10 protein-coding genes are annotated in these 15,426 nt (G+C 63.8%); 6 read left to right on the top strand and 4 right to left on the bottom strand.

From position 1 onward, the window contains the following. Positions 1 to 101 precede the first annotated feature (101 nt). Positions 102 to 1,316 (top strand): MFS transporter, encoded by a 1,215-nt coding sequence (locus AC097A_RS07065; protein ID WP_105262387.1) that lies wholly within the window; start codon positions 102 to 104, stop codon positions 1,314 to 1,316. A gap of 31 nt (positions 1,317 to 1,347) precedes the next feature. Here the strand turns inward: AC097A_RS07065 and AC097A_RS07060 are convergent, their stop codons facing one another. Continuing rightward, on the bottom strand, positions 1,348 to 2,130 hold the full coding sequence (locus tag AC097A_RS07060; RefSeq protein WP_479620294.1) for a DUF3750 domain-containing protein: 783 nt from the start codon (positions 2,128 to 2,130) through the stop codon (positions 1,348 to 1,350). An 18-nt stretch (positions 2,131 to 2,148) separates the two neighbouring features. Further along, positions 2,149 to 2,646, bottom strand: coding sequence for a hypothetical protein (locus AC097A_RS07055; RefSeq protein WP_315494555.1), 498 nt, complete (start codon positions 2,644 to 2,646; stop codon positions 2,149 to 2,151). A gap of 536 nt (positions 2,647 to 3,182) precedes the next feature. Here AC097A_RS07055 and katG point away from each other — a divergent pair. Beyond that, a complete protein-coding gene (gene katG / locus AC097A_RS07050) occupies positions 3,183 to 5,387 on the top strand; it encodes a catalase/peroxidase HPI (protein WP_479620293.1) in 2,205 nt (734 codons plus the stop codon). 16 nt (positions 5,388 to 5,403) lie between these two features. On the opposite strand, the gene AC097A_RS07045 is transcribed toward katG, so the two are convergent. Next, positions 5,404 to 7,164: a bifunctional protein-serine/threonine kinase/phosphatase gene (locus AC097A_RS07045; RefSeq protein ID WP_479620292.1), complete on the bottom strand. Its 1,761-nt coding sequence runs from the start codon at positions 7,162 to 7,164 to the stop codon at positions 5,404 to 5,406. 59 nt (positions 7,165 to 7,223) lie between these two features. After that, the gene (locus AC097A_RS07040) at positions 7,224 to 8,525 is read right to left on the bottom strand and encodes a type IV pili methyl-accepting chemotaxis transducer N-terminal domain-containing protein (protein WP_479620291.1); all 1,302 of its coding nucleotides are present in this window, start codon (positions 8,523 to 8,525) and stop codon (positions 7,224 to 7,226) included. Positions 8,526 to 8,856: 331 nt separating this feature from the next. Here AC097A_RS07040 and nirB point away from each other — a divergent pair, with 331 nt between their 5' ends. The 4 genes from nirB to AC097A_RS07020 all read left to right on the top strand — a co-directional run bounded on the left by nirB (position 8,857) and on the right by AC097A_RS07020 (position 15,392). Next, entirely contained in the window at positions 8,857 to 11,295 is a 2,439-nt protein-coding gene (nirB, locus tag AC097A_RS07035) for a nitrite reductase large subunit NirB (RefSeq protein ID WP_315848547.1), read from the top strand. Positions 11,296 to 11,306: 11 nt separating this feature from the next. Further along, entirely contained in the window at positions 11,307 to 12,098 is a 792-nt protein-coding gene (locus AC097A_RS07030) for a type IV pili methyl-accepting chemotaxis transducer N-terminal domain-containing protein (RefSeq protein ID WP_479620290.1), read from the top strand. A 78-nt stretch (positions 12,099 to 12,176) separates the two neighbouring features. Then, a complete protein-coding gene (gene nirD / locus AC097A_RS07025; protein WP_315495613.1) occupies positions 12,177 to 12,560 on the top strand; it encodes a nitrite reductase small subunit NirD in 384 nt (127 codons plus the stop codon). Between the two features lie 21 nt (positions 12,561 to 12,581). Then, a complete protein-coding gene (locus AC097A_RS07020) occupies positions 12,582 to 15,392 on the top strand; it encodes a nitrate reductase (RefSeq protein ID WP_479620289.1) in 2,811 nt (936 codons plus the stop codon). Positions 15,393 to 15,426 lie beyond the last annotated feature (34 nt).

The following is a 15,426-nucleotide window of genomic DNA, read 5'->3' as shown; positions in this document are numbered from 1 at the left end:
GGCCTGCAAATCGCTCCAAAACACCGCAAAACTGCGCCCCAAGTTGGCCCGTTTTTTGCACTGTTTGTGGGAATACCACTCCCTTTTGAAGGATTTGCACCATGGCGGGCTTCCGCACCTTTCTCAAATCAGGGCATGCACCAACCTTGGCCGCAGCCTTTGTCTACTTCTCCTACTGCTGCGGTGTCTGGGTCACCAACGGCGCCATGGCACCCTTCATCAAGGAATCCCTGAACCTCAGCCCCTCGCAAATCGGGCTGATGTTGTCCATCCCCATTTTTGCGGGCGCCCTCATGCGTTTCCCGCTGGGCATCCTGGCCCAGTACATTGGCCGCAAAAACGCCACCCTGGTCGAGATGGGCGGCATCGCCATCGCCCTGTTGTTTGGCTACTTTTTTGTCGACACCTTCAACGACCTGCTGGCCATGGGCGTGTTGCTGGGCATTGCCGGCGCCAGTTTTGGTGTTGCGCTCTCGCTGGGCTCGGGCTCCTTCCCGGCGCGTTACAAGGGCCTGGCCATGGGCCTGGTCGGTGCGGGCAACGTGGGCACCTCAGTATCGGCCCTGCTGGCCCCCATGCTGGCCCAGGCCTATGGCTGGAAGACGGTGTACGGCATTGCCGCCGTGGGCCTGCTGATTCCCGTGATCGTGATGCTGGTGTTTGCCAAAGAACCCGATGACGTGGACAAACACGCGAGTTTTCGCGAACACATTGCCTGCCTGTTCGAAAAAGACGGCTGGGCCTTCTCCATCATTTACGCCATCACCTTTGGCGGTTTCATCGGCCTCACCACCTTTTTGCCCAGCTACTACTACGACCAGTTTGGCGTGAGCAAGGTGCAGGCTGGTCAACTCACCATGCTGGCGGCCTTCATGGGCGCGGCATTGCGCGTGTTTGGCGGTTGGATCTCGGACCACTGGGGCGGCATCAACACCCTGACCGCGGTGTTGGTCATCATCACCCTGTCCTTGTTGGCCTGTGGCCTGGCGGGTGGCTCGCTGGTGCTTACCACCCTGCTGCTCATGCTGTGTTTTGCAGCCCTGGGTGCGGGCAACGGCGCGTTGTTCCAACTGGTGCCGCTGCGCTGGCCGCTGTCCACCGCCGTGGCCGGCTCCATGATTGGTGAAATCGGCGCGCTGGGCGGTGGCCTGGTGCCCAACGCCATGGGCCTGTCCAAGCAGCACACTGGCACCTACTTCTGGGGCTTTGCCTTGTTTGCCGTGTTGTCCCTGGCAGTGCTGTTCATGATGCGCAGCATGCAACTGCGTTGGACCCGCACCTGGGCAGAAAAGGGAGGCCGTGCGCGCACGGCGTGAGGACGTTTCGCTGTAGCGGATACCGCCGGAATTAACCGCCCGCCGCCGCGCGGGCGGTGTCGTCGGGTGCAGGCGTATCCCGCATACCCATACGCCCCACAAACGGCAAACGCAGTGCCGGCGCGTTGAGGTCAATGCCGAAATTCAGGCCCAGCACATTCATCTCCAGGCCTTCCTGCAGCCCCACACTCACGCCCAGCAAACCGAGCAATGAGATTTGCAGGCCGGAGCCCGAGGGCGATACACCCACCGGGTTGGTCAGCGGCCGGTAGTCCTTGCCAATGGCGTTGGCGGGCAGGTCAAGCTGCAACGCCTTCACCTCGCGCCCGATGTGGGCCAAAAAGGTATTGCTGTTGGGGCCCGGGTAGCTGCGGTACTGGTCGGCAAAGGGGTAACTGGCCACAGCGGCTTCAATGCCGTCAATCATGGCCTCCACCTCCACGCCGCGGTGGTCCACCAGCAGCGCAGGGACCGAGCCGTACCAGAGCCCGTCGGGAATCGCGTAGTTGCGTTGCACCACCTGTGGTGCACGCCAGCCCACCACGTCGTAACGGGTGTAGGCCACCTCACCCTTGCGCTTGTAAATGATCCACGGGTGCACCGCAAAATTGCCACGCCAGCCGTAGGTGGGAGCGGCATACACCTGCACGATCGCCAGACCGGCCTGCTGCACCGGGTCCGGCGCCATGCCCGAGGAATGTCGGGGCGCCGTCGCCCAGTTGCGGGTGGGGTTCTGTTGTGCGTGCACCCCTTGGGCGACCCACACCAGTCCACCCAAAAAGACCGTAAGGCCCAGACGCGACAGTAGCTTCACAGCGGCCGGTGTGGGGTGTTAGCCAAACGAGGCCACGGGCGTCGGCAACTCGTCGTCCAGGTACAGCTCGTACTCGTCCCACTCGCCTTTGCCAAAGTGTTCGTCACATTGCAATGCAATGTCCTCGAACGAGGTGAACTCGGTGCAAAACATCACGGTACTGAAACTCTGGCGGTACGCGCGCCCGGCTTCGTCGATCAGTTCTCCCCGCGGGTCGATGACGATCTGGCAGCAGTGCACCCACACGTACTGGCCATCCAGCGCATCTTCCATCTCGATGGCGCGCAAGGCATCTTCTGTGTCTTCGGGGTTGGGCCAAGGCCGGGCCAGGCGGTAGGTCTGCCCATGGCAAGGATGGTGAGGGTCGAGCTCCAGATCAATCGTCTGCCAATCCGGGGAAATCTGGTCGGCAACCGCGATCAGCTCCTGCTGGCTGATGTCACCTTCCCAATGCACATCGGTGATGTGCACGGAAGTACCAAACTCGCCGAACCAGAGGCTCGCTTTGTGTTTCATCGTGTCAGGGTGCATACGGGGGCTCCAAAGTGCGTGGAAGCACTTTAGCGCATGCCGGGCCCTCACCCCCACACAACAGCGAAAACCCCAAACCGCTCAGTGGTCCAGCTTGGAGGGGCTCTCTCGGCTCAGCAAGGCATCAAACCAGGCGGCGCTTTGGGCGCTGCACTTCATGTGCCGTTGCAAATCTCGCTGGAATGACGTCAGACGCGGCTGCCTTTGCTGCATCGGAGGTGTCAAGGATTTCACAGGCTGCCGAACTTTTCTCATTGGCTGTGTCCCTTCGAGTGGTGAGTCCATCCTAGCGGCTTGTTTTGACAAAACCATGCTCCGTGAGCGAAGTTTTTGAAGCGAGTCATAGAACTGTGGGGTTCTCTCCACACGCACCGCACGGATACCACAGCAGCGCGCTGTGCAGACGCCAACAGTGCGTCTGGCGCACTATGAATCGCATTAGAAAAACCTATTTGAGCGATTCATGCGCAAACCCTACACTGACTTGGTCAAACGATTTTCAACAGCCCAAGGAGATAAACATGTCGACAGAAGCCAAGTGCCCGTTCCCCCACGCAGCGCGCAACACCACCACCGTGGCCGCGCAGTCCAATACCAACTGGTGGCCCCACCAGCTCAAGCTCACCATCCTGCACCAGCACTCCGCTCAGTCCACCCCCATGGGCGAGGCCTTTAACTATGCCGAAGAGTTCAAGAGCCTGGATCTGCATGCCGTGGTCAAGGACCTGCATGCCCTGATGACGGATTCGCAAGACTGGTGGCCAGCCGACTGGGGCCACTACGGTGGCCTGATGATCCGCATGGCTTGGCACTCGGCCGGCACCTACCGCACGGCCGATGGCCGCGGCGGCGCAGGCACTGGTAGCCAGCGCTTTGCCCCGCTGAACAGCTGGCCCGACAACGGCAACCTGGACAAGGCACGCCGCCTGCTCTGGCCCATCAAACAAAAGTACGGCCGCAAGATTTCCTGGGCCGACCTGATGATCCTGGCCGGCAATGTGGCACTCGAATCCATGGGCTTCAAGACCTTTGGTTTCGCCGGCGGCCGCCCCGACATCTGGGAACCTGAAGAAGACATCTACTGGGGCGCCGAAAAAACCTGGCTGGCCACCAGCGACAAGCCCAACAGCCGTTACTCCGGTGACCGCAATCTGGAGAACCCACTGGCTGCTGTGCAGATGGGACTGATCTACGTGAACCCAGAAGGCCCGGACGGCAAACCCGACCCGGTGGCCAGTGGCCGCGACGTGCGCGAGACCTTTGCCCGCATGGCCATGAACGACGAAGAAACCGTGGCCCTGGTGGCTGGCGGCCATACCTTCGGCAAGGCGCACGGCGCCGGTGACCCCACGCTGGTCGGCCCCGAGCCCGAAGCTGCAGGCATCGAAGAACAAGGCCTGGGCTGGATCAACAAGCTGGGCAGCGGCAAGGGCGTGCACACCACCACCAGCGGTATTGAAGGCGCCTGGAAGCCCAACCCCACCACCTGGGACAACGGCTATTTCGACATGCTGCTGGGTTACGAATGGGAGCTGACCAAGAGCCCCGCCGGCGCGCACCAGTGGGTGGCCAAAAACGTGAAGCCCGAGCACATGATTCCCGATGCGCACGATCCGTCCAAGAAACACGCGCCCATGATGACCACGGCCGACCTGTCGCTGCGCTTTGACCCGGCCTATGAAAAAATTTCGCGCCGCTTCCACCAAAACCCCGCCGAGTTTGCCGACGCCTTTGCGCGCGCCTGGTTCAAACTCACCCACCGCGACATGGGCCCAGTTGCACGCTACCTGGGCCCGCTGGTGCCCCAGGAAACCCTGATCTGGCAAGACCCGATTCCAGCTGTCAACCACCCACTGGTGAATGCACAGGACGTGGACGGCTTGAAAGCCAAAGTGCTGGCATCCGGCCTGTCCATCTCCCAGTTGGCGAGCACGGCCTGGGCCTCGGCATCCACCTTCCGGGGCAGTGACAAACGGGGCGGTGCCAACGGCGCACGCATCCGCCTGGCGCCACAAAAAGACTGGGAGGCCAACCAGCCCGCCGAACTGGCCAAGGTACTGTCGGCACTGGAAGCCATCCAGAAGGAATTCAACGCCGCGCAATCGGGCGGCAAGCGCATCTCCTTGGCAGACCTGATCGTGCTGGCCGGTGGCGCCGCCGTCGAAGCCGCCGCCCAGCAGGCGGGCAACCCGGTGCAGGTGCCGTTCACCCCGGGCCGCATGGACGCGGCGCAGGAGCAGACCGATGTGGAGTCCTTCGCCGTGCTGGAGCCAGCCGCCGACGGTTTCCGCAACTACGTTCGCAAAGGACTGGAAGGTTCGGCTGCCGAGCTGCTGGTGGACAAGGCCCAGCTGCTGACCCTGAGCGCGCCCGAGATGACAGTGCTGGTGGGGGGCCTGCGTGCCCTGGGTGTGAGCCAGGGGCAGCAAGGTGTCTTCACCCAACGCGCCGGAGTGCTGAGCAATGACTTCTTTGTCAACCTGCTCGACATGGGCACACAGTGGCAAAAATCCACCACCGCCCCCGGTGTGCTGGAAGGGCGGGACCGCGCAACGGGCCAGGTCAAATGGACGGCCACGGTGGCCGACTTGGTCTTCGGCTCTAACTCCCAGCTGCGTGCGCTGGCCGAGGTTTATGCCAGCAGTGATGCACAGCAATCCTTTGTGCGCGACTTTGCCGCGGCTTGGACCAAGGTGATGAACCTGGACCGTTTCGACCTGGCGTAAACCAAGCGCTTCCTGCCTACTTGGGCAGGAAGAGCAGCCAGTACACCAGCAAGAGATTGACCAGCCCCAGCACGAAAGTGGCCAGCTTCCAGACGAAGCTGGGGTCACGCTGCATCAGCGGCGTGCCCTGCGGGGCGTTGAGCGGGCGTGATGCGCCGCGCTCCAGCGCCAGCAAAAACTCTTCGGCGGTCTCAAAGCGCTGGCGCTGGTCGCGCGCCACGGCTTTTTGCAATACGTGGTCCAGCCAGATGGGCACCTCAGGGTTGTGGCGGCTGGGGGCCGTGGGGTCGCGGTAGTAACGGCCCACTTGGTAGGGCAGCACCTCGCCATACGGCAGCTTGCCGGTGAGCAGCTGGTACAGCGTCACGCCCAGCGCAAACAGGTCGCTTTGTGCATTGGGCAGTTGGGCCTCGCCCTCCTCCGCCTCGCCCTTGCCATTGGCCGCCTTGGTGCGAAAGCCCCACTGCTCGGGATTCACATAACTGGGCGTACCCGCGTGTAGTGCGCGCATGGCGGCAGGCTCGCGCCCGCTCAGGGCCACGCCAAGGTCCAGCACACGCAACACACCGTCGTCGCCCAGGTGCAGGTTGGCGGGTTTGATGTCGCGGTGCACCACACCCTGGCGGTGCAGGCGGCCCAGCGCGCGCAGGGCCTGCATGGCATAACCCAGCGCCACGGCTGGCGCCACACGGGGCTGTTTGTCCAGCAGTTGCTGCAGGGTCTCGCCGCCATGCCAGTCGTACAACACATAAAACGCCGAGCGCTCGCGACCCGTGGGGAGTGTGTCGTGCACAGCCACCAGGTTGTCGGCCGCGCGCGAGCTTTGCATGCGCTGCGCCAGCCAGGCCTCGTGGGCCAGCATGGCGCGTTCTTCCTGGTCATGGGCGCGGGCCGTGTTCAGCGTTTTAAGGGCGTACAAGGTCTGGGTCGCTGGATCACGTACTTGGTAGAGCACATTGATGCCGTTGTCCGCGATCGGCGCGGTCACGGTGAATCCGTCCAGCACGTCGGCCACCTTCAGGCGTGGCGGAATCGGTAGCGCCTGCGCCAGGCGGTTGGCGTCGGCCAGGGTGGCCTCCTGCAGGCCGCGCACACGCACCACGATGGCAGAGACGTTGTCGTTGCTGCCTTTGGCCAGCGCCTGGTCCACCAGTTTCTCGCTGGCCTCACGGGCGTCCGCCAAGGCGGCGTACTCGGGCAGGCGCCGGGCAGACACCTCGCCGTGCACACCATCCGTCATCAAAATGAACACATCCCCCACCTGCAGGTCGCCTTGCAGGTAGTCCACCACCAAGCGGTCTTCGGCGCCCACAGAACGCAGCAGTTGGTGCTTGAAATCGGGGTGGTTGACCACATGGTCTTGCGTGAGCTGGGTGGCCTGGCCGTCGCGCACCAGGTAACAGCGTGTGTCGCCCACATGGGCCAGCGTGTAAGACTGGCCGCGCAGCACCAGCGCGGTGAGTGTGGTCAGGCCCATGGCAGGCTGGCGGCGCCGGTTGATGCCACACAACCAGGCGTTTTGCGCGGCAATGATGCGGTCCAGCGCCACCGTGGTATCCCAGGTTTCGGGCGTACCAAAGTAATCGCGCACCAAACTGGTGACCGTGGTCTGCGCCGCCTCGCGCCCCATGCCCCCGGCACTCACACCATCGGCAATGGCCACAATGGAGCCGTGGTCCTCTTGCCCCGGGGTGGGCAACATGGCCGCACAAAAGTCTTCGTTCAGCGCCTTGCGTCCGGCTTGCGAAGCAAACCCAATATCAATATCAAATGCCATGCACCAAGATAAGCAATTTTGGTGCCCAGGAATGCCGCACCGCACCAAATTTGTGCGGGTTAACCCTTGTCTTCCGGCTCACCCAACAGCATCTGCATGCTGCGTTCGTAATGGGTGGAGAGCTGTTCAAACAGACCCAGCAAGGTCTCACTGCCAGTGGCCAGCTCTTGCAGGCGTGCGCTGCGCGGGCTGCCTGCCAGGCGCTGTGCGTCTTGGGCGGCGGCCACCATTTGCAACCAGGCCACGCCGGCCGCGCCCAGCGCACCATGGATGTCGGGGGTGCTCAGGGGAATGCCGTTGAGGTACGTGAGCGCCTCTTCAAACTCGCGCTGAACGACGCGCAGGCTGGCCTGGGCCAGGTCCACCACAGCGCCCTCGCCCACCAGGGCCAGCAGCACGTATTTGCTATAGCGCTGGGACAACATGCGCTGGCGCCCGGCCAGGTTCAGCACATGCAGCGGTGCGGCGGCGCCCGAGCTTTCCAGGTTGGTGGTCAGGCGCTCGGCCCCCAGCAGCAGCGCCTCGGCCTGTTGTTCCACCGCATCGGTGCTGCCCTGGGCCAGGACGGCCTTCAATTGCTCCCAGGTCTGGGCCACCTGCTCCAGCAGGTCGCCATAGGTGGGTTGGGACAGGTTTTTGCGCAACAGGGCAAAGTTGCTATCCACCCACAGTAAAGAGTCTTTCAGCAGCGCCGCATGGTGCACCGGCTGTACCCCCGCGGCTTGCAGCAGGTGCAGCTTGACCAGGCGCTGCGACAACATGCGCAACTGGCCCGAGCGGTTGACCGCCTCGGCAAAGTGGGCTGACTGGATGATGTGCTGCGACAGCTGGCCCATGCGCTGGTTGGAATTCATGGCGGCCGAGCGCAGCGTGCGGAAGGCGTCGTCGTCCGACAGGCTCTGGGCCCGCATCAGGATGCCCTTGGCCCGGTCCACCGCCTTGCGCTCCTCAAACCGGGTCGCCATGTCCTCAAAGGCCTCGCGCTGCTGCCGCTCTTTCTGAAACCGGGCCTGTGCCAGGTGGACCAGAGGGCGCAGGCGATTGGCGCCATACCCATGCACCACGTAGACGTGCACCCCGCTGTCGGTGGCCTGCTGGATATGGGCGGCATCCGTGTCATGGGTGAAAACGACCAGCGGGCGGGGTACGGTCTGCCCCACCATCTGCAGCGCCTGGAGCCAGGCCACCGTGGGCAACGGCAGGTCGCAGATCACCACATCTGGTGCGTGCAGCACCACGGCCTGCACCAACTTGCTGCAATCCTCCACCGTGGCCCGCACCGCAATGCCCGCCGCCGCCAGGTCGGCGGCCAGCGTGGGGGCGGTTTTTTGGCGGGCGGAGCACAGCAGGGCGGAGGTCATAAATAACAGGTGTAGCTGGGGAAAACGGGGCTGGTCAGCCCTGCAGGGTCACGCAATTCGCGCACCAGGAGGCCAGGGCGGCAGGCCTGCGTGGCCAGGCGCCGATCATATGGCACAGCTCTTGCATTAGCTGAGGTGGGCGCAACGACGCGTCCAAACGAGATGACAGCCGGCAAGGTTCTGCGCACAACGACGTCGCGCAGCACAGGGCTGTCCAAGGCCAGTGCTTGCTGGTGCGCCTTTGCTTAAGGCGCGGATCTCCTCTACCCCCTTATTTCTGGCATGTGGCCCCGCCACATCCGCGTTTGTCTCGTTCTTTGGAGTCGCCACTATGAAAAAATCGAAACTGGTAATGATTGGCAACGGCATGGCCGGCGTGCGCACCATTGAGGAATTGCTCAAGGTGGCCCCGGACCTGTACGACATCACCGTCTTTGGCGCAGAACCCCACCCCAACTACAACCGCATCTTGCTGAGCCCGGTGCTGGCTGGCGAGCAGACGCTGGACGAGATCGTGCTGAACTCGTTTGAGTGGTACACGGAGAACAACATCACGCTGCACGCCGGCAAAAAAGTGGTGGAAGTGGACCGCGTCAAACGCATCGTCAAGGCATCCGACGGTACTGAGGCCGAGTACGACCGCCTGCTGATCTGCACCGGCTCCAACCCCTTCATCCTGCCCATCCCCGGCAAAGACCTGCAAGGCGTGATCGCCTACCGCGACATTGCCGACACCAACGCCATGATCGACGCGGCCACCAAGTACAAGCATGCGGTCGTCATCGGCGGCGGCCTGCTGGGCCTGGAAGCGGCCAACGGCCTGATGCTGCGTGGCATGACCGTGAGTGTGGTGCACGTGATGCCCACGCTGATGGAACGCCAGCTGGACACCGTGGCCGGTGGTCTGCTGCAAAAATCATTGCAAGAGCGTGGCCTGAACTTCCTCATGGGTGCACAGACCCAGGAGCTGGTGGGTGGCGAAGACGGCCGCGTGAAGAGCATCAAGTTCAAGGACGGCACCGAAGTACCCGCCGACCTGGTGGTGATGGCCGTGGGCATTCGCCCCAACACCGAACTGGCCGCCAGCATGCGCCTGCATGTGGACCGCGGCATTGTGGTGACCGACACCATGCAAACCGTGACCGACGCCCGTATCTACAGCGTGGGCGAGTGCGCCGCCCACCGCGGCATTGCCTACGGTCTGGTGGCGCCTCTGTTTGAGCAGGCCAAAGTGGCGGCCAACCACCTGGCCATGTACGGCATTGGCCGCTACACGGGTTCGCTCACCTCCACCAAGCTAAAGGTGACCGGCATCGACCTGTTCTCCGCCGGCGAATTCCAGGGCGGCGAAGGCACCGAAGAAATCGTGATGAGCGACCCGTTTGGCGGCGTCTACAAAAAGCTGGTCATCAAGGACGACAAACTGGTGGGCGCCTGCATGTACGGCGACACCGTGGACGGCAGCTGGTACTTCAAGATGCTGCGCGACGGCCGCAGCATTGCTGACATCCGCGACAAGCTGATGTTTGGCGAAAGCGGCTCCAACATCGGTGACGTGGGCCACCAAGGCCAGAACAAGGCCGCCGCCATGGCCGACAGCGACGAAGTCTGCGGCTGCAACGGCGTGAACAAGGGCACCATCTGCAAGGCCATCAAGGAAAAAGGCCTGTTCACCCTGGACGAGGTGAAGAAGCACACCAAGGCCAGCGCCTCCTGCGGTTCCTGCACCGGGCTGGTGGAACAGATCATCATGTTCACCGCGGGCGGCGACTACTCCGCCACGCCCAAGAAGAAGGCCATGTGCAGCTGCACCGAGCACAGCCACCAGGAAGTGCGCGATGCCATCTTCGCCAACAAGTACCTCACCATTGCCGCGGTGCAACAAGGCATGGGCTGGAAGACCCCCAACGGCTGCTCCAGCTGCCGCCCTGCGCTGAACTACTACCTGATCAGCAGCTGGCCCAAACAAGCCAAGGACGATCCACAAAGCCGCTTCATCAACGAACGCAGCCACGCCAACATCCAGAAGGACGGCACCTACTCCGTCATCCCACGCATGTGGGGCGGCGAGACCACAGCCAACGAGCTGCGCAAGATTGCCGACGCGGTGGACAAGTACAAGATCCCCACCGTCAAGGTCACCGGCGGCCAGCGTATCGACCTGCTGGGCGTGAAGAAGGAAGACCTGGTGAGCGTGTGGAAGGACATTGGCATGCCCAGCGGCCACGCCTACGCCAAGGCCCTGCGCACGGTGAAGACCTGTGTGGGCTCTGAGTGGTGCCGCATGGGCACCCAGGACAGCACCCAGATGGGCAAGGACCTGGAGCGCGCCCACTGGCGCATGTATGCACCGCACAAGGTCAAGTACGCCGTCTCTGGCTGCCCGCGCAATTGCGCTGAGGCCGGCATCAAGGACGTGGGCATCATTGGCGTGGACAGCGGCTGGGAGATGTACATCGCCGGCAACGGTGGTATCAAGACCGAAGTGGCGCATTTCTTCGTCAAGCTCAAAACGACCGAAGAAGTGCTGGAGTACACCGGCGCCTTCATGCAGCTCTACCGCAAGGAAGGCTGGTACCTGGAACGCACCGTGCACTATGTGAGCCGCGTGGGCCTGGACTATGTGAAGAAGCGCATCCTCGAAGACGCCGAAGGCCGCAAGGCCCTGAACGAAGAACTGCTGTTCGCACTGGACGGCGAGCCGGATCCCTGGTTTGACTTCCAGGACGCGCAGGTCGACACCCGCCAGTTCGAAGCCGTCAAAGCCTGAGGGCCGCAGCCATGCAACGCAGAACCCTGATGTCTGTGGCCGCCGCCGGCGCAGTGGGCCTGGCCCTGCCCGCCCGCGCCCAGGTGGCGGACTTGAGCGACGCCATCAACAAGGCCGGGCGCCAGCGCATGCTGAGCCAACGCATGGGCAAGGCCTGGTTGGCCCTGCTGCAAAACGTGGAAAAAACCAGCGCCCAGGTGGTGCTGGACAAATCCATGGCGCTGTTTGACCGCCAGCTGACCGAGCTGAAGGGGTTTGCCCCCACGCCCGATGTGCAAGCCACCTACACCAAGCTGGACGCCGCCTGGTCCGACTACAAAACCGCGCTGGTGGGCAAAGCCCCCGCGCGTGACGGCGCAGCAGCCCTGCTGCAGCTCGACGCCAAAGTGCTGGCCCTGGCCCACCAAGGCACGGTGCAATACGAAGCCGCGCTAGCCAAACCCGTGGGCAAACTGGTCAACGTGGCCGGGCGCCAGCGCATGCTGACCCAGCGCATGGCCAAGTTTTACTTGGCCGCCACGCTGCCAGTGGACGCCGCTGTGGCCAGCGCCGAGATTGGCAAGGCACGCAGCGAATTCACCACCGCCATGGAGCTGCTGCGCAACGCGCCCGAAGCGACCCTGCGTATCAAAGACGAGTTGCTGCTGGCCGATGCACAGTGGGTGTTTTTTGACATGGCGCTCAAGCAGCTGCAAGAAGGTGCGCAGCGCCCCAAACCCATGGCCGACGTGTTTGTGAGCAGCGAAAACCTGCTCGCCGTGATGGACCGGGTGACCGGCCTGTACTCGGCTGTCAAAGCGTAAATACAAGCAAAATAGGCCTCTAGCGCTTATGAAATATGCGCAAGCAGCTACTAAAACAATAGCATTAGGAAGAACAAAATGACCGAATGGACCCTCATCTGCAAGATTGACGACATCCCCGTGCTGGGCTCGCGCCGTGTGGAACGCGCCCAGGGTCTGGACGTGGCGGTGTTCCGCAACACGCAGGACGAAGTGTTTGCGCTGCTGGACCGCTGCCCGCACAAGGGGGGCCCGCTCTCGCAAGGCATTGTGTTTGGCACCAGCGTGGCCTGCCCGCTGCACAACTGGACCATCGGCCTGTGCGATGGCCAGGCCAGCGCGCCGGACGAAGGTTGCACGCCCAAGTTCGAAGTCAAGCTCGATGGTGGCCAGGTGTTCCTCAAGTCGGCCGAACTGCAAGGCCACGCCACCGACCTGGTGCGCCCCATCGCTGGCCCCGCCCGCCGCAACGCCGCCGCCTGACCGTTACGAGGACCCGCAACCATGACCGAAACGCGCTCTACCTGCCCGTACTGTGGTGTCGGCTGTGGCGTCATCATCGAGTCCCAGGGTGCGCAGATCACCGGCGTGCGCGGGGACCCGGACCATCCGGCCAACTTCGGCCGCCTGTGCTCCAAGGGCTCCACGCTGCACCACACGGCCAGCGCCCCCGTCACGCTGCAAACCCGCCTGCTCCAGCCCTTGCAGCGCCTGCAGCGCAATGCGGTGCCCCAGCCCGTGTCCTGGGACAGCGCATTGACGCTGGCCACCGACCAGTTCGCCCGCATCATCCAAAACGACGGCCCCGACGCCGTGGGTTTTTACGTCAGCGGCCAGCTGCTTACCGAGGACTACTACGTCTTCAACAAACTCGCCAAGGGCCTGATTGGCACCAACAACATCGACACCAACTCGCGCCTGTGCATGAGCAGCGCCGTGGCGGGTTACAAAAAAACACTGGGCGCCGACGCCCCGCCCACCTGTTACGACGATGTGAACCACGCGCAGACGATTTTTATCGTCGGCTCCAACACCGCGTTTGCCCATCCCATCCTGTTTCGCCGCATCGAAGACGCCAAGCGCAAAAACCCCGGCATGAAGATCGTGGTGGCCGACGTGCGCCGCACCGACACGGTGGAACTGGCCGACCTGTTTTTGCAAATCCAGCCCGGTACCGACGTCATGCTGTTCCACGGCATGCTGCACCTCATGCTGTGGGAAGGCTGGACCAACGCCGCCTTCATCGCCGAGCACACCACGGGGTTTGACGACCTCAAGGCCACGGTGCGCGACTACACACCCGACGCCGTGGCGCAGACCTGCGGCATCAGCAAGGCCGACCTGCTGGAAGCCGCACGCCTGTTCGCCCAGAGCCCGGCCACGCTGAGCCTGTATTGCCAGGGTCTCAACCAGTCCAGCAGCGGCACTGCCAAAAACACGGCCCTCATCAACCTGCACCTGGCCACCGGCCAGATCGGCATGCCCGGCGCCGGCCCGTTTTCGCTGACCGGCCAGCCCAACGCCATGGGCGGGCGCGAAGTGGGTGGCCTGGCCAACCTGCTCTCCGCCCACCGCGAACTGGCCAACCCCGCACACCGTGCCGAAGTGGCCGCGTTGTGGGGCGTGCCCAGCGTGCCAGAGACTCCCGGCAAGACAGCCGTGGAAATGTTCCAGGCCGCTGCCGATGGCGAGATCAAAGCGCTGTGGATTGCCTGCACCAACCCCGCACAAAGCATGCCCGACCAGGCCACCGTGCGCCGCGCCTTAGAGCGCGCCGAGTTTGTGGTGGTGCAAGAGGCCTTTGCCACCACCGCCACCACGCGTTACGCTGACCTGCTGCTACCCGCCACCACCTGGGGCGAAAAAGAAGGCACGGTCACCAACAGCGAACGCCGCATCTCTCGTGTGCGCGCCGCCGTAGTGCCGCCTGGAGCACCCGACACCGCACCACGGCACGACTGGGCCATTGCCACCGACTTTGCCCAGCGCTTGGAGCACGCCCTGGGCCGCACGCCCGCACAGCCCACACTGTTCCCCTACCCCACGGCCGAGTCGGTGTGGAACGAACACCGCGAATCCACCCGCGGCCGCGACCTGGACATCACCGGCATGGACTACGCCCAGCTGGAAGCCACGCCCCTGCAATGGCCCATGCCCGCGGGCGCCAGCACCGGCAAAGTGCGCCTGTACGAAGACGGCGTGTTCCCCACCCCGGATGGCCGCGCCCGTTTTGCCAACGTGGCCTACAAAGCGGTGGCCGAGCCGCGCGAGGCACGCTACCCGTTTTCGTTGACCACCGGCCGCCTGCGAGACCAGTGGCACGGCATGAGCCGCACCGGCACCTTGGGCCGCCTGTTTGGCCATGTGCGCGAGCCCGTGTTGCAAATGCACCCGCAGGACATGGCGCGCCGCCTGATCGCCGAGAACGACCTGGTGCACGTGACCAGCAAGCGTGGCTCCATCCTGGTCCCGGTGCAGGCCAGCCCCGAGGTGGGCCTGAGCCAGGTCTTCATGGCCATGCACTGGGGTGAGGAATTCTTGAGCGGCGTGAGCGCCACCGGCACCCGCCTGGCGGGTGTCAACGCGCTCACCACCTCGGCCTATTGCCCGGACTCCAAACAGCCCGAGTTCAAACACGCTGCCGTCAAGGTGCTCAAGGCCGATATGCCCTGGACCCTGCTGGCCATTGCCTGGCTGCCCGACGACACCGTGCTGGCGGTGCGCGGCCAGCTGCAGGCGCTGATGGAGCGTTTTGCCTACGCCAGTTGTGTGCCCTTTGGCAACGCCACCGCCGACGACCATGGCCGCAGCGGTGTGTTGTTCCGCGCGGCCGACATGGAAGCCGCACCCGACGCACTGCTGCAGGAGATCGAAGCACTGCTGCAACTGGGCGGCGCCGATGTGGTGCGTTACGCCGACAAAAAACGCGGCCAGCGCCGTGCCGTGCGCCTGCAACGCGGCACGGCCAACGCCACGCTGGAAGGCTTTTTGCTGGCCGGTGACACCCGCGCGCAGAGCTGGATGACCACGCTGCTGCAGGACGAGCAGCCCGCACAAAACTACGGCCGCGCCCTGCTGGCGCCCGGTGCCACACCGCCCCTGCCCGTGCAGTCGCGCGGCAAGGTCGTGTGCAGCTGCTTCAACGTGACCGACACCGCTATCGACGCCACGCTGGCCGAATGCACCGGCTTTGCGGCAGACCGCCTGGCCACGCTGCAAAGCACGCTCAAATGCGGCACCAATTGCGGCTCGTGTGTGCCCCAGTTGCAGCGCATGGTGCGTGCCAGCATGGCGCCGGCTGCGGCAGGTGCATAAGCACATAGCCGAAAGTTATCTGGCATCAAAGACA

Source organism: Rhodoferax sp. XS2R6 (assembly GCF_056521365.1).
The sequence above is the reverse complement of the archived record's forward strand: the minus strand, read 5'-3'. Positions and strand labels throughout refer to the sequence as shown.

Coding starts and splice junctions, on each gene's coding strand:
- AC097A_RS07065 (WP_105262387.1), top strand. CDS start 102: ATGGCGGGCTTCCGCACCTTTCTCAAATCAGGGCATGCACCAACCTTG.
- AC097A_RS07055 (WP_315494555.1), bottom strand. CDS start 2,646: ATGAAACACAAAGCGAGCCTCTGGTTCGGCGAGTTTGGTACTTCCGTG.
- katG (WP_479620293.1), top strand. CDS start 3,183: ATGTCGACAGAAGCCAAGTGCCCGTTCCCCCACGCAGCGCGCAACACC.
- AC097A_RS07045 (WP_479620292.1), bottom strand. CDS start 7,164: ATGGCATTTGATATTGATATTGGGTTTGCTTCGCAAGCCGGACGCAAG.
- AC097A_RS07040 (WP_479620291.1), bottom strand. CDS start 8,525: ATGACCTCCGCCCTGCTGTGCTCCGCCCGCCAAAAAACCGCCCCCACG.
- nirB (WP_315848547.1), top strand. CDS start 8,857: ATGAAAAAATCGAAACTGGTAATGATTGGCAACGGCATGGCCGGCGTG.
- AC097A_RS07030 (WP_479620290.1), top strand. CDS start 11,307: ATGCAACGCAGAACCCTGATGTCTGTGGCCGCCGCCGGCGCAGTGGGC.
- nirD (WP_315495613.1), top strand. CDS start 12,177: ATGACCGAATGGACCCTCATCTGCAAGATTGACGACATCCCCGTGCTG.
- AC097A_RS07020 (WP_479620289.1), top strand. CDS start 12,582: ATGACCGAAACGCGCTCTACCTGCCCGTACTGTGGTGTCGGCTGTGGC.